Consider the following 17801-nt stretch of genomic DNA (forward strand, 5'->3'; position numbering starts at 1 on the left):
CAGGAAAGGGCGGCAATTTGCCATATTCGGCAGCGTTGCGCTGCTCTTATTTTCGACCGCGCCGCGCCAAAGATTAGGCGTTTGCAGGGAAAGTCGACGAAATGCTCGACGGCTTCACAAAGTTTTTGATTTACCGAAAAAAGCCAGACGGGCGGGCTGATAAATAGGCGTTTGGTCACGGAACCAGATGACACTTTCCTCTTCTAAGCTTCTGGTTGGCACCATGCCATCCCCCCTCGTTCCAGGAGTTTCACCATGTCGCTGCGATCTATCGCCCTGCTGTCGTTTTGCGTGCTGTTGGCCGCATGCAGCAAGGTCAATCAGGAAAACTACTCCAAGCTCTCGGCCGGCATGGCCAAGTCCGAAGTGGAAACCCTTCTCGGCAAGCCCACCGATTGCTCGGGCGCGCTCGGTATGTCCAGCTGCACCTGGGGCGACAAGAACAGCTTTATCAGCGTGCAATACGCCGGTGACAAAGTGCTGATGTTTTCCGGCCAAGGCCTGAAGTAAACCGGGGCTTCGCGCCCACGGAGAAAAAAATGAAGCGGTTATTGCTGATCCTTTTTGCTGGCCTGGTACTGGCTGGCTGCGCCACTTCCGGCGTCGACCCGTTGGCGCCCAAGACCGTCAACAGCGTCAATCTCAAGCGTTATCAGGGCACCTGGTATGAACTGGCACGCTTGCCGATGTTCTTTCAGCGCCACTGCGCGCAGTCCGAAGCCCACTACACCCTCAAGCCTGACGGTAACGTCGGCGTGCTCAACCGTTGCCTGACTCCGGAGTGGCAGTGGGAAGAAGCCAAGGGCACGGCTTATCCACAAGTGCCGGGCAAGACCGACAAGCTCTGGGTCGAATTCGATAACTGGTTCTCGCGCCTGGTGCCGGGTGTGGCGAAGGGCGAGTACTGGGTGTTGTACGTCAGCGACGATTACAAGACCGCCATCGTCGGCGATCCGAGTCGCAAGTACCTGTGGCTGCTGTCACGCACGCCGACCGTCAACGGTGTAGTGCGTGAAGAATTGCTGAGCAAGGCGCGTCAGCAGGGTTACGACACCACCCGCCTGATCTGGCGGGCTTCGGATCGGCAGATGGCCAAGACCTCTAATTAAGCCGCTATACAAATCAAATGTGGGAGCGAGCCTGCTCGCGAAGAGGGTGTATCAGTCGACATGAATATTGACTGATACACCGCGTTCGCGAGCAGGCTCGCTCCCACAGTTTGGTTTTGGGTCAGCCCAAGAGATCGCGCAGGACCCGGGTGAAGGCTCGGGCGCTGTCCTCTTCGCCGGCATGCCGGCCATCGCGCACCACCCACTGACCATTGACCAGCACATCGCGCACCTGGCGATCGCCGCCGGCAAACAGCCAGCGATTGAGAATCCCGTCACCCGAGGCCGTCGCCAGATACGGATCGTTGCCATCAAGCACAATCCAGTCCGCGCGCTTGCCCACTTCCAGCGCGCCGATCGGCTGCCCCAGTGCCTGTGCGCCGCCGTCCAGCGCCGCTTCATACAGGGTGCGCCCGACCATCGGCTGGTCCGCGCCATACAAGCGATTACGCCGCTGATCACGCAGGCGCTGGCCATATTCCAGCCAGCGCAATTCCTCCACCACGCTCAGCGACACATGGCTGTCGGAGCCAATGCCCATGCGCCCGCCCTGGGCAAGAAAGTCCACCGCCGGGAAAATTCCGTCGCCCAGATTCGCTTCAGTGGTCAGACACAGCCCGGCGATCGCGCGACTGTTGGCCATCAGCGCGACTTCTTCCGGGTTGGCATGGGTGGCGTGGACCAGACACCAGCGCTGATCGACTTCAGTATTTTCATACAGCCATTGCAACGGACGGCGACCGCTCCAGCTCAGGCAATCGTCGACTTCTTTCTGCTGCTCGGCGATGTGGATGTGGACCGGGCATCGCTTGTCACTGGCCGCCAACACTTCGCTGATCTGCTGCGGCGTCACCGCACGCAACGAGTGGAAACACAGGCCCAGCGATTGCGCCTTTTGCTGCGCCAGTAAAGGCTGCAAACGCGCTTGCAGATTCAGATAATTTTCAGTGCTGTTGATAAAGCGACGCTGGCCATCATTTGGCGTCTGCCCGCCGAAACCGGAGTGGCTGTAAAGGACCGGCAGCAGGGTCAGACCGATTCCGCTTTCGCTGGCGGCCTGACTGATGCGCAAGGCCAGCTCGGCCGGATCGGCGTACGGTTGGCCGTTGCTGTCGTGGTGCACATAGTGAAATTCGGCGACCGAGGTGTAACCGGCCTTGAGCATTTCGATGTACAGCTGACGGGCGATGATGCCGAGCTGATCCGGGCTGATTTTTCCGACGAGGCGGTACATCAGATCGCGCCAGGTCCAGAAACTGTCGTTGGGGTTGCCGGCCACTTCGGCCAATCCAGCCATGGCGCGCTGGAAGGCGTGAGAGTGCAGGTTGGGCATTCCTGGCAGCAACGGCCCGCGCAGGCGTTCGGCGCCGTCTGCGCTGGAATCGGCCTGGATTCGGGTCAACAGGCCATCGGCGCTGACCTCGAGACGTACATTGTTGGCCCATCCCTCAGGCAGCAGTGCGCGTTCGGCAAAGAAGGCGGACATCGTTCGGCACCCCATCGTGTGTAATTTGTATATACATATACAGACGTTTGCCTGCCCGGTAAACTCCGGCAAGCTAGTCACTTTCATCCAATGAACAGGGATCAACCGTGCCGACTCCGCCTCCAGTTTCTCCGTTGGCCGCGAACATGGGCGACAGTCCGGCGCCTTTGTACGCCCGCGTCAAACAGATGATTACCCAGCAGATCGACAGCGGTAACTGGCCGCCGCACTACCGCGTGCCGTCCGAAAGCGAACTGGTCAGCCAGCTCGGCTTCAGCCGCATGACCATCAACCGCGCCCTGCGCGAGATGACCGCCGACGGCCTGCTGGTGCGCATGCAAGGCGTGGGCACGTTTGTCGCCGAACCGAAGAGCCAGTCTGCGCTGTTCGAAGTGCACAACATCGCCGACGAAATCGCCTCGCGCGGCTATCGCCACACCTGCCAGGTCATCACCCTCGAAGAAGAGGCCGCCGGTTCCGAACGCGCGCTGGCGCTGGACATGCGCGAAGGCCAGAAAGTCTTCCACTCGCTGATCGTGCATTACGAAAACGACATTCCGGTGCAAATCGAAGACCGTTTCGTCAACGCCCTGGTCGCCCCGGAATACCTCAAGCAGGATTTCACCCTGCAAACGCCCTACGCCTATCTCAATCAGGTCGCGCCGCTGACCGAAGGCGAGCACGTCGTTGAAGCGATTCTTGCCGAGCCGTCGGAGTGCAAGTTGCTGCAGATCGAAAAGGGCGAGCCGTGCCTGCTGATTCGTCGACGTACGTGGTCGGGGCGTCAACCGGTGACGGCGGCGCGTTTGATCCACCCGGGTTCGCGTCATCGTCTGGAAGGGCGCTTTCATAAATGAATTATCAAGTGAAGGTTCTACGCGCCGAAGGCTACCCGCGCATGCCGTGGAAAAACGGCGGCGGCAGCACCGAGGAAATCACTCGTGATGCCGGCACTGGCCTGGACGGTTTCGGCTGGCGCCTGTCGATTGCCGACATCACCGAATCCGGCGGTTTCTCGACATTCGCCGGTTACCAGCGAGTCATCACCGTGTTGCAGGGCGACGGCATGACCTTGTGCGTCGACGGTGACGATACCCGTCCACTGTTACCCTTGGACCCGTTTGCTTTCAGCGGCGAAAGCCAAGTGTCCTGCACCTTGCTCGGCGGTGCGATTCGCGACTTCAATCTGATCTACGCGCCGCAACGTTACCGCGCGCGATTGCAGTGGCTGGACGGCGAGCAGCGGTTCTTCAGCTCGGCATCAACGCTGCTGGTGTTCAGTGTCAGTGAGCGGATGGACGCGCGTGTTGGCGACGGCGTTTCGCAGCTCGGTCGGCATGATTGCCTGCAACTGGACGGTAACAGTGGGCTGGTCGAAGTCTCCACCAACGCCGCATGCTGCGTGATCGAACTCCTTCAGAACTGAACACACCCCTGTGGCGAGGGGATTTATCCCCGCTGGGCTGCGCAGCAGACCGCCTTTTTAATCAAGAATGGGGCCGCTTCGCGACCCAGCGGGGATAAATCCCCTCGCCACCAAAGCCATCCCCACTCTTGTTTCCCTCCACGCACCAACTTGTTACCGAACGCCCCAGCGTGGCGCAAAACCACGCTCACTTGGCCCAGTCGCATCTCCTCAGAATCTCCTTCCGGAAAATTTCATCCACGCCAGAACCCTCGATTCAGGCGCTCTCCAGCCATGCCCATGATTTTTCCTGAACACTCCTCCAACAAGTTGGCCGCTTGATTGCATATGCTTGTATGTACAAGTAAAGACGTATGCGTATGAGTCGGTCGAGACTCTCCGCAGCGTCCACTGATTCGCTTGTCGCGCAGCACAGCGCGCAGGCTGCTGCCCACTGCCAGGGTTGGTTTGAATTGATCGCTGAGGAGTCTTTTTCGTGACTGACAATACCCAGAACAGCAACAAGTTTCGTGACGTGCAGATCCGCGCCGCACGCGGTAACACGCTGACCGCCAAGAGCTGGCTGACTGAAGCGCCGCTGCGCATGTTGATGAACAACCTCGACCCGGAAGTCGCCGAGAACCCGAAAGAATTGGTGGTCTACGGTGGCATCGGCCGCGCCGCGCGGAACTGGGAGTGCTACGACAAGATCGTAGAGAGTCTGACCAACCTGAGCGACGACGAAACCCTGCTGGTGCAATCGGGCAAGCCGGTCGGCGTATTCAAGACTCATAGCAACGCGCCGCGCGTGCTGATCGCCAACTCCAACCTGGTGCCGCACTGGGCGAGCTGGGAACACTTCAACGAACTCGACGCCAAAGGCCTGGCCATGTACGGCCAGATGACCGCCGGCAGCTGGATCTACATCGGTAGCCAGGGCATCGTTCAGGGCACCTACGAAACCTTCGTCGAAGCCGGTCGCCAGCATTACAACGCTGACCTCAAGGGTCGCTGGGTGCTGACCGCCGGCCTCGGTGGCATGGGCGGCGCACAACCGCTGGCCGCCACCCTGGCCGGCGCCTGCTCGCTGAACATCGAATGCCAGCAGGTCAGCATCGATTTCCGCCTGAAGAGCCGTTACGTCGACGAGCAAGCCAAAGACCTCGACGACGCTCTGGCGCGCATCGACAAATACACCAAAGAAGGCAAAGCGATTTCCATCGCCCTGCTCGGCAACGCGGCGGAAATCCTGCCGGAACTGGTCAAGCGCGGCGTGCGCCCGGACATGGTCACCGACCAGACCAGCGCCCACGATCCGCTCAATGGTTACCTGCCGGCCGGCTGGAGCTGGGACGAATACCGCGCCCGCGCCAAGACCGAACCGGCCGCTGTGATCAAAGCCGCCAAGCAGTCGATGGCGGTGCACGTCAAAGCCATGCTGGAGTTCCAGAAGCAGGGCATTCCGACCTTCGACTACGGCAACAACATCCGTCAGATGGCTCAGGAAGAAGGCGTCGAAAACGCTTTCGATTTTCCGGGCTTCGTGCCGGCCTACATCCGTCCGCTGTTCTGCCGTGGCATCGGCCCGTTCCGTTGGGCGGCGCTGTCGGGTGATCCGCAGGACATCTACAAAACCGACGCCAAGGTCAAAGAGCTGATCCCCGACGACGCGCATTTGCACAACTGGCTGGACATGGCCCGCGAGCGCATCAGCTTCCAGGGTCTGCCGGCGCGTATCTGCTGGGTCGGTCTGGGCCAGCGCGCCAAGCTCGGCCTGGCCTTCAACGAAATGGTCCGTAGCGGTGAGCTGTCGGCCCCAGTGGTGATCGGTCGCGACCACCTCGACTCCGGCTCGGTCGCCAGCCCGAACCGCGAAACCGAATCGATGCAGGACGGTTCCGACGCCGTGTCCGACTGGCCGCTGCTCAACGCGCTGCTGAACACCGCCAGCGGCGCGACCTGGGTGTCGCTGCACCACGGCGGCGGCGTCGGCATGGGCTTCTCGCAGCATTCGGGGATGGTGATCGTCTGCGACGGTACTGACGAAGCGGCCGAGCGCATCGCGCGCGTGCTGCATAACGACCCGGCGACTGGCGTCATGCGCCATGCCGATGCCGGTTACCAGATTGCCATCGACTGTGCGAAAGAGCAGGGGCTGAATCTGCCGATGATCACCGGTAAATAACGCGAAAGCACTGTAGGAGCTGCCGAAGGCTGCGATCTTTTGATGTTGATTTTTAAGATCAAGAGATCGCAGCCTCGTTTCACTCGACAGCTCCTACAGGTGTGCGAACCAACCCGAATCGCAATCCACAGAGGTTGAATCATGGCGGTTAACAACGAACGTGCAGGCAGTACCCCGTTGATCGAAAGGCGTTCGATCGACTACATCCCGGAAGCGGAAAGACACGGTCGTCTGTTCAGCCAGTTCACCCTGTGGATGGGCGCCAATCTGCAGATCACCGCGATCGTCACCGGGGCCCTGGCGGTGGTGCTTGGCGGTGATGTGTTCTGGTCGTTGATCGGTCTGCTGATCGGCCAACTGCTCGGCGGTGGCGTGATGGCGCTGCATGCCGCGCAAGGGCCGAAACTGGGCCTGCCGCAAATGATCTCCAGCCGCGTGCAATTCGGCGTTTATGGCGCGGCGATTCCGATCGTGCTGGTGTGCCTGATGTACCTGGGTTTCACCGCCACCGGAACGGTGCTCTCCGGGCAGGCGCTGGGGCAGTTGTTCGGTGTCAGCGACAGCGTTGGCATCTTGATTTTCGCCAGTGTCATCGTGCTGGTCACAGTGCTCGGCTATCGCGTGATCCACTGGATCGGCCGCGTCGCCAGCGTGATTGGCGTGATCGCTTTTGTGTTCCTGTTCTGGCGGCTGATGAGCCAGACCGACGTCGGTGCACTCCTGCAAATCCGCCACTTCAGCTGGAGCAGCTTTCTGCTGGCGGTGTCGTTGGCGGCGTCCTGGCAGATCGCTTTCGGCCCGTATGTAGCGGACTACTCGCGTTACCTGCCGAGCGCAACTTCATCGGTGAAAACCTTTTTCGCCGCTGGCGCAGGCTCGGTGATCGGCGCCCAGGTGGCGATGATCCTCGGCGTGTTTGCCGCCGCTTCGGCCAATGGTCAATTCGCTGGTCATGAAGTCGCCTACATCGTCGGTTTAGGCGGTACCGGCGCCACTGCCGCGCTGCTGTATTTCAGCATCGCGTTCGGCAAGGTGACCATCTCGACGCTGAACTCCTACGGCAGCTTCATGTGCATCGCCACCATCATCAGTGGCTTCAAAGGGCACCTGACGGTTACCCGCATGCAGCGGCTGGTGTTCGTGCTGTTCATCGTCGGCGCCGCGACACTGATTGCCCTGCTCGGGCAGCACTCGTTCCTCGGTGCGTTCAAGTCGTTCATTCTGTTTCTGCTCGCCTTCTTCACCCCGTGGAGCGCGATCAATCTGGTCGACTACTACTGCATCACCCGCGAGCGTTACGACATGCCGGCGCTGGCCGATCCGAACGGCCGCTACGGCCGCTGGAACCTGCTCGGTATCAGCGTCTATGTGTTCGGCGTGCTGGTGCAGCTGCCATTCATCTCGACCAAGTTCTACACCGGGCCGCTGGTGGCCGCCCTCGGTGATGTGGACATTTCCTGGATCATCGGCCTGGTTCTCCCGGCCGCCGTCTATTACTTCTGCGCAAAGAAATGGCACAGCGCAGTGCCCGATCGCCTGATTCTGCCGGTCGAGCAGAACAGCACCCAACAAGCAAAAACGAGCGGGGCCGGTCGCGCTGCGGCGCAGGCCTGATCTGGACGTGGACCAGGCTGGATGCCTCTTGAACTGCCGTAAGCCCATTCATGATTAGGAGCGTCACGACAATGAAATCGAACAAGACCCTGCTGACCACATTGCTGTCCATGGGCCTGTTGGCCAGTGCCGGTGCGACGCAAGCCGCCGGCTGGTGCGAATCGGGTAAGCCGGTGAAATTCGCCGGGCTGAACTGGGAAAGCGGCATGCTCCTGACCGACGTTATGCAAGTGGTGCTGGAGAAAGGTTACGGCTGCAAGACCGACAGCCTGCCGGGCAATTCCATCACCATGGAAAACGCCCTGAGCAGTAACGATATTCAAGTGTTTGCCGAAGAGTGGGTCGGCCGCAGCGAGGTCTGGAACAAGGCCGAGAAGGCCGGCAAGGTCGTCGGTGTCGGCGCGCCGGTAGTGGGCGCGATCGAGGGCTGGTACGTGCCGCGCTATGTGATCGAAGGCGACGCCAAGCGCAAGCTCGAGGCGAAAGCCCCGGACCTGAAAAACATCGCTGACCTGGGCAAGTATTCCGCCGTGTTCAAGGACGCCGAAGAGCCGTCCAAGGGCCGCTTCTACAATTGCCCGGCCGGCTGGACCTGCGAGCTCGACAACAGCGAAATGCTCAAGAGCTACGGCCTGGAAAACAGCTACACCAACTTCCGTCCGGGCACAGGCCCCGCGCTGGATGCGGCAGTGCTGTCGAGCTACAAGCGCGGCGAGCCGATCCTCTTCTATTACTGGTCGCCGACGCCGCTGATGGGCCAGATCGACGCGGTCAAACTGGAAGAGAAACCCGGCGTCGACAAGACCGTCAGCATCAAAGTCGGCCTGTCGAAAACCTTCCACGACGAAGCCCCGGAACTGGTCGCCGTGCTGGAAAAGGTCAACCTGCCGATCGACCTGCTCAATCAGAACCTCGGGCGCATGGCCAAGGAACGTATCGAGTCGGCAAAACTGGCGAAAATCTTCCTCAAGGAACATCCTGAAGTCTGGCACGCATGGGTGAGCGACGACGCAGCCAAGAAAATCGACGCGGCCTTGTAGGTCAGGTTTCCCGGCTGCCAGCACGGCAGCCGGACGCTTGATCGCAACCCCTTGATTGAGAGTCCCTTATGTTTCCCGAAAGCTTTACCTTTTCCATCGCCGACTGGGTCAACGGTTGGGTCGATTCGCTGGTGACCAACTACGGCGACGTGTTCCGGCATATCTCCGACACGCTGCTGTGGGCCATCGTCAGTCTCGAAGGTTTGCTGCGTGCGGCGCCGTGGTGGTTGATGCTGGCAATCGTCGGTGTCATCGCCTGGCACGCCACGCGCAAAGTCGTCACCACCGCCGTGATTGTCGGCTTGCTGTTTCTGGTGGGTGCGGTTGGCCTCTGGGACAAGCTTATGCAGACCCTGGCGCTGATGATGGTCGCGACGATCATTTCGGTGCTGATCGGCATTCCGCTGGGGATCCTCTCGGCGCGCAGCAATCGCCTGCGTTCGGTGCTGATGCCGCTGCTCGACATCATGCAGACCATGCCGAGTTTCGTGTACCTGATTCCGGTGCTGATGCTGTTCGGCCTGGGCAAGGTGCCGGCGATTTTCGCCACGGTGATTTACGCCGCGCCGCCGCTGATTCGCTTGACCGATCTGGGCATTCGCCAAGTCGACGGCGAAGTCATGGAGGCGATCAACGCCTTCGGCGCCAACCGCTGGCAGCAACTGTTTGGCGTGCAACTGCCGCTGGCGCTGCCGAGCATCATGGCCGGGATCAACCAGACCACGATGATGGCCCTGTCGATGGTGGTCATCGCCTCGATGATCGGCGCCCGTGGCCTCGGTGAAGACGTACTGGTGGGGATTCAGACCCTCAACGTCGGCCGTGGTCTCGAAGCCGGGCTGGCGATCGTGATTCTCGCGGTGGTCATCGACCGCATCACTCAAGCGTACGGTCGGCCACGCCACGAGGTGAGCAAATGAGCAATGCAAGCGTGAGCAAGATCGAAGTGCGCAACGTCTTCAAGATTTTCGGCAACCGCGCCAAGCATGCGCTGGCCATGGTCGGCCAGGGCAAGAGCAAGGATCAGGTGCTCAGCGAAACCGGTTGCGTGGTCGGCGTGAACGACTTGTCGCTGAGTATCGGCACCGGCGAAATCTTTGTGATCATGGGCCTGTCCGGTTCGGGCAAATCCACCCTGGTGCGCCACTTCAATCGCCTGATCGATCCGACCAGCGGGGCGATTCTGGTCGATGGTGAGGACATCCTGCAGTACGACATGGAAGCCCTGCGCGAATTTCGTCGGCACAAGATCAGCATGGTGTTCCAGAGCTTCGGCCTGCTGCCGCACAAGACCGTGCTCGACAACGTCGCCTACGGCCTGAAAGTGCGCGGCGAGAGCAAGCAGGTCTGCGCCGAACGCGCGCTGCACTGGATCAACACCGTCGGCCTCAAAGGCTACGAAAACAAATACCCGCACCAGCTCTCCGGCGGCATGCGTCAGCGCGTCGGCCTCGCCCGTGCGTTGGCGGCGGACACCGACATCATCCTGATGGATGAAGCATTCAGTGCGCTGGATCCGCTGATCCGCGCCGAAATGCAGGACCAGTTGCTGGAACTGCAAAAGACCCTGCACAAAACCATCGTCTTCATCACCCACGACCTCGACGAAGCCGTGCGCATCGGCAATCGCATCGCGATTCTCAAGGATGGCCGGTTGATCCAGGTGGGTACGCCAAGAGAGATCCTGCACTCGCCGGCGGATGAGTACGTTGACCGGTTTGTGCAGCGGCGGGCGGCGGTGGTCTAGGTAGATTTGTGGTGGCTGGGCGGGTCTCTTCGCGAGCAGGCTCGCTCCCACCCTGGAATGCGGTCCCCTGTGGGAGCGAGCCTGCTCGCGAAGGCGGCGGTGAAGCTGCATCGATATTTGGATGAGGTTAAAGATGTCCCAGGCTGAAAAAATCATCATCACCGGTGCGCCTCTGCATTGGCAGGACGTGGTCGCCGTCGCCCGTCACGGTGCGCTGCTGGAACTGTCCAGCGACACATGGGCGCGCATCGACAACGCTCAGGCCATTGTTCAGCGCATCGTCGCCAGCGGCGAGCGTGCCTATGGCGTCAACACCGGTCTGGGCGGTCTGTCCAACGTTTCGCTGCAAGACGAACAGCTCAGCCAACTCTCGCGCAACACCCTGCTCAGCCATGCCTGCGGTGTCGGCCCGGTGCTCAGCGACGAGCAGACCCGCGCGATCATCTGCGCCGCGATCCACAACTACAGCCACGGCAAATCCGGCCTGCATCGGCGTGTGGTCGAAGGGCTGCTGGCGCTGCTCAATCGCGGCATCACCCCGCAGGTGCCGTCGCAGGGTTCGGTGGGTTACCTGACGCACATGGCGCACATCGGCATCGCGCTGCTGGGCGTTGGCAATGTCAGCTATCGCGGGCGGATCATTTCGGCGCAACAGGCGCTGGCCGAAGAAGGCCTGCAACCAGTGCAGCTCGGCGCGAAGGATGGCTTGTGTCTGGTCAACGGCACGCCGTGCATGACCGGCCTCAGTTGCCTGGCGATCGCCGATGCCACGCGGCTGCTGCAATGGGCCGATGTCATCGGTGCGATGAGTTTCGAAGCCCAGCGCGGCCAGATCGATGCGTTCGATGCCGAGATCATCGCGCTCAAGCCGCATCCCGGAATGCAGCAGGTCGGCATCAATCTGCGCGCCTTGCTCGATGGCAGCGAAGTGATCGCCGCGAGCAAAGGCATTCGCACTCAGGACGCGCTGAGCATTCGTTCGATCCCGCAGGTCCACGGCACCGCGCGTGATCAACTGGAGCATGCGATCAAACAGGTCGAAGCGGAGCTGAACGGCTGCACTGATAACCCGTTACTGCTGGGCACGCCGGACAATTTTCGGGTGATGTCGCAGGCCAACCCGCACGGTCAATCCGTGGCGATGGCGGCGGATCTGCTGGCGATTGCCATGGCCGAAATCGGCTCGATTGCCGAGCGCCGTCTCGACCGTTTGGTCAATCCGCACGTCAGCGGTCTGCCGGCGTTTCTGGTGGCCAATCCCGGGGTCAACTCGGGGATGATGATCGTGCAATACGTCGCCGCATCGCTGTGTGCGGAGAACCGTCAATTGGCGCAACCGGCGGTGCTCGACAACTACATCACCTCGGGCCTGCAGGAAGATCACCTGAGCATGGGCACCAACGCCGCGCTGAAGCTGCATCGTGCGCTGGAAAACTGCACACAGATCCTCGCGATTGAATATCTGCTGGCGGCGCAGGCGTTTGAATTCCTCAAGGAGCAGCGCTTTGGCGTCGGCACAGATGTCGCCTGGCGCCTGCTACGCGAAACGGTCCCGGCCTACGATCAGGATCGCTGGCTGGCGCCGGATATCGCTGCCGCTGCGACCGTGTTGAAAGACCCGAATCTGCCGCACAACGTCCTACCGAATTTGCACTGACAACTACCCATACCAGCGTGCCAAGGCGTGGATCGTTCACAAGACGAGAAACGACGGATAACGGAATGCTCCGGAGCGACTGGTAGTTAATAACAATGCCTAACAGGAGCATTTTAATGACTGCGCTGAACCTGATCCCCGGCCAACTGAGCCTGGCCCAACTGCGTGACGTCTACCAGAACCCGGTCACCTTGACTCTCGACAACAGCGCCAGTGCGCAGATCGAGGCCAGCGTCGCCTGCGTCGAACAGATCCTCGCCGAGAACCGCACCGCCTACGGCATCAACACCGGTTTCGGCTTGTTGGCCTCGACGCGCATCGCCAGCGAAGATCTGGAAAACCTCCAGCGTTCGCTGGTGCTCTCGCACGCTGCCGGGGTCGGCCAGCCGATCAGCGATGAGCTGGTGCGACTGATCATGGTGCTCAAGGTCAACAGCCTCAGCCGCGGTTTTTCCGGGATCCGTCGGCAGGTGATCGATGCGCTGATCGCGCTGATCAATGCCGAGGTCTATCCGCACATTCCGTTGAAAGGTTCGGTTGGTGCGTCGGGGGATCTGGCGCCGTTGGCGCACATGTCGCTGGTGCTGCTGGGCGAGGGCAAGGCCCGCTACAAGGGCGAATGGCTTGAAGCCACCGAAGCGCTGAAAATCGCCGGCCTGGCGCCGCTGACGTTAGCGGCTAAAGAAGGTCTGGCGCTGCTCAACGGTACCCAGGTTTCCACGGCGTTTGCCCTGCGCGGTTTGTTCGAAGGCGAGGATCTGTTTGCCGGTGCAGTGGCGCTGGGCAGTCTTACTGTTGAAGCCGTGCTCGGTTCGCGCTCGCCGTTCGACGCGCGCATTCATGCCGCACGTGGGCAGAAAGGGCAGATCGATGCCGCTGCGGCCTACCGCGATCTGCTCGGTGAGCGCAGCGAAGTCTCCGCCTCGCACCAGAATTGCGACAAGGTCCAAGACCCGTACTCGCTGCGCTGCCAGCCGCAAGTCATGGGCGCCTGCCTGACCCAGTTCCGCCAGGCCGCTGAAGTGCTGGCGGTGGAAGCCAACGCAGTTTCCGACAACCCGCTGGTATTCGCCGCCGAAGGCGACGTGATTTCCGGCGGCAACTTCCACGCCGAACCGGTGGCCATGGCCGCTGACAACATGGCCCTGGCCATCGCTGAAATCGGCTCGCTGAGCGAGCGGCGCATCTCGCTGATGATGGACAAGCACATGTCGCAACTGCCGCCGTTCCTGGTGGCCAATGGCGGGGTGAACTCCGGTTTCATGATCGCCCAGGTCACCGCTGCGGCGTTGGCCAGCGAAAACAAGGCGTTGTCCCATCCACATTCGGTGGACAGCCTGCCGACCTCGGCCAACCAGGAAGATCACGTATCGATGGCCCCGGCAGCCGGCAAGCGTCTGTGGGAAATGGCTGAAAACACTCGCGGGATTCTTGCGGTGGAATGGCTGGCGGCGGTGCAGGGGCTGGATCTGCGCAACGGTCTGAAGACCTCGCCGAAGCTGGAACAGGCACGGGCGATTTTGCGCAGGGAAGTGCCGTTTTATGAGAAGGACCGCTTCTTTGCCCCGGACATCAATGCGGCGACGCAATTGCTGGCGTCGCGGTGTTTGACAGAGCTGGTGCCGGCGAAGCTTTTGCCGAGCCTGTAAAAACCAGCCCTCACCCCAGCCCTCTCCCGGAGGGAGAGGGAGCCGATCTCTGCGAGTTTCAAGACCTGAGTTCGGCTCAAGACTCTCAGGTCGATGTAGCTCGACAGAACAACACGGTCAGTCCCCTCTCCCTCTGGGAGAGGGCTAGGGTGAGGGGCTTTTGAGGCTGCTCACCATACAAACCCAAACGGAGGCCAACAGTGAAAACCCTCTGGCAACACTGCCACGTCGCAACCATGGCCAACGGCGCCTATTCGATCATCGAGGATGCCGCGATCGTGACGTCCGGCTCGCTGATCGAGTGGATCGGCCCACGCACTCAATTGCCGTCCGGCGAATACCCGGCGGTCAATGACCTGCAAGGCGCGTGGGTCACGCCCGGGCTGATCGACTGCCACACCCACACCGTGTTCGGCGGCAACCGCAGCGGCGAGTTCGAGCGGCGTCTGCAAGGCGTCAGCTATGCCGAGATCGCCGCGCAGGGCGGCGGCATCGCCAGCACCGTGCGCGCCACTCGCGAAGCCACTGAGGACGAGTTGTTCGCCAGCGCCGCCAAACGTCTGAAACGCCTGATGCGCGACGGCGTGACCACTGTGGAAATGAAATCCGGCTACGGTCTCGATCTGGCCAACGAGCGCAAGCTGCTGCGGGTCATCCGGCGCTTGGCGGAAGAGCTGCCGATCAGCGTGCGCAGCACTTGCCTGGCGGCGCACGCCTTGCCGCCGGAGTACAAGGATCGCGCCGACGAATACATCGATCTGGTCTGCGAACAGATGCTCCCGGCCCTTGCCGCCGAAGGTCTGGTCGACGCCGTGGACGCGTTCTGCGAATACCTGGCGTTTTCGCCGGAGCAGGTCGAGCGGGTGTTCGTCGCCGCGCAAAAACTCGGTCTGCCGGTGAAACTCCACGCTGAGCAATTGTCCTCGCTGCACGGCTCCAGCCTCGCCGCTCGTTACAAAGCCTTGTCCGCCGATCACCTGGAGTTCATGGACGAGGACGATGCCATCGCCATGGCCGCTGCCGACACCGTCGCCGTGCTGCTGCCGGGCGCGTTCTACTTCCTGCGCGAAACCCAATTGCCGCCGATGGACGCGCTGCGCAAACACAAGGTGAAGATCGCCATCGCCAGCGACCTCAACCCCGGCACCTCGCCGGCGCTGTCGTTGCGTCTGATGCTGAACATGGCCTGCACCTGTTTCCGCATGACCCCGGAAGAAGCTCTGGCCGGGGCGACCATCCATGCCGCGCAGGCGCTGGGCATGGCGCAGACCCATGGCTCGCTGGAGGTCGGCAAAATCGCTGATTTCGTGGCGTGGGACATCGAGCGTCCGGCGGATCTGGCCTATTGGCTCGGTGGCGATCTGGACAAGCGCATCGTGCGTCACGGCGTTGAATCGAATTTATAGGAGGGCGGTTGTGGACAAGGTTCTGAGTTTCAAACAAGGCCGCGTGCCGCTGCTGATCAGCATGCCCCATGCGGGCGTGCGTCTGACCCCGGCGGTCGAGGCCGGGCTGATCCCCGCGGCGAAAAGCCTGCCGGACACCGACTGGCATATCCCGCAGCTCTACGACTTTGCCGAGGAGCTGGGCGCCAGCACCTTGGCCGCCGAGTATTCGCGTTTCGTCATCGACCTCAACCGGCCGTCCGACGACAAGCCGTTGTATGCCGGGGCGACCACCGGGTTGTATCCGGCGACGTTGTTCGACGGCATTCCGTTGTTTCAGGAAGGTCTGGAACCGTCGAAAGAGGAGCGCGCGACTTACCTGGAGCAGATCTGGACGCCGTATCACCGCACCTTGCAGCAAGAGCTGGCGCGACTGAAAGCCGAATTCGGCTACGCGCTGTTGTTCGATGCGCACTCGATCCGCTCGATCATTCCGCACCTGTTCGACGGCAAACTGCCGGACTTCAACCTCGGCACCTTCAATGGCGCCAGTTGTGATGCGCAACTGGCCAGTCAACTGGAAGCCATCTGCGCGCAGCACGAGCAGTTCACCCATGTGCTCAACGGTCGCTTCAAGGGCGGACACATCACCCGCCAATACGGCGACCCGGCGCAGAACATCCACGCCGTGCAGCTGGAACTGTGCCAGTCCACCTACATGGAAGAGTTCGAACCGTTCCGCTACCGCGCCGACCTGGCCGAACCGACGCGGGTGGTGCTCAGGGAATTGCTGCAGGGCTATCTGGCCTGGGCAAAATCTCACTACAGCGCCTAACCCCTGTGGGAGCGAGCTTGCTCGCGAAGGCGTCCGTTCAGCCGACAACCAGGCCGAATGACACACCGCGTTCGCGAGCAGGCTCGCTCCCACAGGATCGCGTTCAGCCCGTGAGGGTGATGGCTGACAAACGGTGACAGCGCACAGGCATGCTCATTGACGCAAATCGGGTTTATGATGCCCAACGGCAGAATAATACGAGTCCCCCCAGGGATGACCTCGACCCCTTACGGAGCGCGCAATGCAGACTTTGTTTCCGCAGATCAAACCCCACGCCCGGCACGATCTGGCTGTCGATGACACCCATACGCTGTACGTCGATGAAAGCGGCTCGCCGGAGGGTTTACCGGTGGTGTTCATCCACGGTGGCCCCGGCGCCGGCTGCGACGCCCAGAGCCGACGCTATTTCGATCCGAATCTGTATCGCATCGTCACCTTCGACCAGCGCGGCTGCGGTCGCTCGACGCCGCACGCCAGCCTGGAAAACAACACCACCTGGGATCTGGTCGAAGACCTTGAGCGCATCCGCAAACACCTTGGCATTGAAAAATGGGTGCTGTTCGGCGGCTCGTGGGGTTCGACCCTGGCGCTGGCCTACGCGCAAACCCACCCGGAGCGGGTCCATGGTCTGATTCTGCGCGGGATCTTTCTCTGCCGTCCGCAGGAAATCGAATGGTTCTATCAGGCCGGCGCCAGCCGTCTGTTCCCCGATTACTGGCAGGACTACATCGCGCCGATCCCGCTGGACGAGCGCGACGACCTGCTCAACGCTTTCCACAAACGCCTGATCGGCAACGATCAGATCGCCCAGATGCATGCGGCGAAGGCGTGGTCGACCTGGGAAGGGCGCACCGCGACCCTGCGCCCGAACCCGCTGGTGGTCGATCGTTTCTCCGAGCCGCAACGCGCGCTGTCGATTGCGCGGATCGAATGCCACTACTTCACCAACAACGCCTTCCTTGAGCCGAACCAGTTGATCCGCGACATGGGCAAGATCGCTCATCTGCCCGGCGTGATCATTCACGGTCGCTACGACGTGATCTGCCCGCTCGACAACGCCTGGGAATTGCACCAGGCCTGGCCCAACAGCGAATTGCAGGTGATCCGCGACGCCGGCCACGCCGCGTCCGAGCCGGGCATCACCGATGCGCTGGTGCGCGCCGCGAGCAAAATGGCCCAGCGCCTGCTCGACCTGCCGCTCGAAGAAGCATGAAGGCGCTGTTGCAACGCGTACGCGGTGCGCGGGTGGAGGTCGCCGGCGAAATAGTCGGCGCGGTCGATCAGGGTTTGCTGGTGCTGGTGGCGGTAGAACCCGACGACACGCGTACCAGCGCCGACAAACTTCTGCATAAGCTGCTTAACTATCGGGTATTCAGTGACGCCGAGGGCAAGATGAATCTGTCCTTGGCGGATGTGGGTGGCGGGTTGCTGCTGGTCTCTCAGTTCACCCTCGCCGCCGACACCAAAAGCGGCCTGCGTCCGAGCTTTTCCACGGCCGCACCGCCGGCGCTGGGTGAAGAACTGTTCGACTATTTATTAAGCCAGGCGAAACAGATGCATGGCACTGTGGCATCAGGTAGATTCGGCGCCGATATGCAGGTGCACCTGGTCAACGATGGCCCGGTTACCTTTTTGTTACAGACCTGACAGTGCCTGAAACACCTTTTTCGGTAATTTCGACTGTTTTTA

General features: G+C 61.4%; 16 protein-coding genes. 15 read left to right on the forward strand and 1 reads right to left on the reverse strand.

Annotation, left to right across the window (positions count from 1 at the left end; all coding sequences use genetic code 11):
- Window positions 1–255: 255 nt before the first annotated feature.
- Together PspCFBP13508_RS16335 and PspCFBP13508_RS16340 are read left to right on the forward strand one after the other, a co-directional pair.
- Window positions 256–510, forward strand: coding sequence for a hypothetical protein (locus PspCFBP13508_RS16335; protein WP_016772095.1), 255 nt, complete (start codon window positions 256–258; stop codon window positions 508–510).
- Window positions 511–539: 29 nt separating this feature from the next.
- Window positions 540–1109 (forward strand): lipocalin family protein, encoded by a 570-nt coding sequence (locus PspCFBP13508_RS16340; protein ID WP_110602125.1) that lies wholly within the window; start codon window positions 540–542, stop codon window positions 1107–1109.
- Window positions 1110–1230: 121 nt separating this feature from the next.
- On the opposite strand, the gene PspCFBP13508_RS16345 is transcribed toward PspCFBP13508_RS16340, so the two are convergent.
- Complete coding sequence (locus tag PspCFBP13508_RS16345) at window positions 1231–2595, reverse strand: formimidoylglutamate deiminase (protein ID WP_137215117.1); 1365 nt, start codon at window positions 2593–2595, stop codon at window positions 1231–1233.
- Between the two features lie 146 nt (window positions 2596–2741).
- Between PspCFBP13508_RS16345 and hutC the strand changes: the two genes are divergently transcribed.
- From hutC to dtd, 13 genes are all read left to right on the forward strand, one after another.
- Complete coding sequence (gene hutC, locus PspCFBP13508_RS16350; RefSeq protein ID WP_178084498.1) at window positions 2742–3452, forward strand: histidine utilization repressor; 711 nt, start codon at window positions 2742–2744, stop codon at window positions 3450–3452.
- Window positions 3449–4021, forward strand: a complete 573-nt coding sequence (locus PspCFBP13508_RS16355) for a HutD family protein (RefSeq protein ID WP_137215119.1) — start codon at window positions 3449–3451, stop codon at window positions 4019–4021. The genes hutC and PspCFBP13508_RS16355 overlap by 4 nt, the downstream gene beginning before the upstream one ends.
- A 475-nt stretch (window positions 4022–4496) precedes the next feature.
- Entirely contained in the window at window positions 4497–6185 is a 1689-nt protein-coding gene (hutU, locus tag PspCFBP13508_RS16360) for a urocanate hydratase (RefSeq protein WP_137215120.1), read from the forward strand.
- 141 nt (window positions 6186–6326) lie between these two features.
- Entirely contained in the window at window positions 6327–7799 is a 1473-nt protein-coding gene (locus PspCFBP13508_RS16365) for a cytosine permease (protein ID WP_137215121.1), read from the forward strand.
- A gap of 71 nt (window positions 7800–7870) precedes the next feature.
- The gene (locus PspCFBP13508_RS16370) at window positions 7871–8839 is read left to right on the forward strand and encodes an ABC transporter substrate-binding protein (RefSeq protein WP_137215122.1); all 969 of its coding nucleotides are present in this window, start codon (window positions 7871–7873) and stop codon (window positions 8837–8839) included.
- A 68-nt stretch (window positions 8840–8907) separates the two neighbouring features.
- Window positions 8908–9759: a proline/glycine betaine ABC transporter permease gene (locus tag PspCFBP13508_RS16375; RefSeq protein WP_016772087.1), complete on the forward strand. Its 852-nt coding sequence runs from the start codon at window positions 8908–8910 to the stop codon at window positions 9757–9759.
- Window positions 9756–10586 carry a glycine betaine/L-proline ABC transporter ATP-binding protein gene (locus PspCFBP13508_RS16380; protein WP_137215123.1) on the forward strand — a complete coding sequence of 277 codons (831 nt, stop codon included), beginning with the start codon at window positions 9756–9758 and terminating at the stop codon, window positions 10584–10586. Before PspCFBP13508_RS16375 ends, PspCFBP13508_RS16380 begins: the two co-directional genes overlap by 4 nt.
- A gap of 133 nt (window positions 10587–10719) precedes the next feature.
- Window positions 10720–12243, forward strand: a complete 1524-nt coding sequence (hutH, locus tag PspCFBP13508_RS16385; RefSeq protein ID WP_137215124.1) for a histidine ammonia-lyase — start codon at window positions 10720–10722, stop codon at window positions 12241–12243.
- A gap of 116 nt (window positions 12244–12359) precedes the next feature.
- Window positions 12360–13892, forward strand: a complete 1533-nt coding sequence (hutH, locus tag PspCFBP13508_RS16390) for a histidine ammonia-lyase (protein WP_137215125.1) — start codon at window positions 12360–12362, stop codon at window positions 13890–13892.
- A 200-nt stretch (window positions 13893–14092) separates the two neighbouring features.
- Window positions 14093–15298 (forward strand): imidazolonepropionase, encoded by a 1206-nt coding sequence (gene hutI, locus PspCFBP13508_RS16395; protein ID WP_137215126.1) that lies wholly within the window; start codon window positions 14093–14095, stop codon window positions 15296–15298.
- A gap of 10 nt (window positions 15299–15308) precedes the next feature.
- Window positions 15309–16112, forward strand: coding sequence for an N-formylglutamate deformylase (hutG, locus tag PspCFBP13508_RS16400; RefSeq protein ID WP_137215127.1), 804 nt, complete (start codon window positions 15309–15311; stop codon window positions 16110–16112).
- Between the two features lie 241 nt (window positions 16113–16353).
- Entirely contained in the window at window positions 16354–17325 is a 972-nt protein-coding gene (gene pip, locus PspCFBP13508_RS16405; RefSeq protein WP_024011249.1) for a prolyl aminopeptidase, read from the forward strand.
- Window positions 17322–17759 (forward strand): D-aminoacyl-tRNA deacylase, encoded by a 438-nt coding sequence (gene dtd / locus PspCFBP13508_RS16410; RefSeq protein ID WP_137215128.1) that lies wholly within the window; start codon window positions 17322–17324, stop codon window positions 17757–17759. The genes pip and dtd overlap by 4 nt, the downstream gene beginning before the upstream one ends.
- Window positions 17760–17801 lie beyond the last annotated feature (42 nt).

The sequence above is a fragment of the Pseudomonas sp. CFBP13508 genome (genome assembly GCF_005233515.1).
Lineage (GTDB): Bacteria > Pseudomonadota > Gammaproteobacteria > Pseudomonadales > Pseudomonadaceae > Aquipseudomonas > Aquipseudomonas mercuritolerans.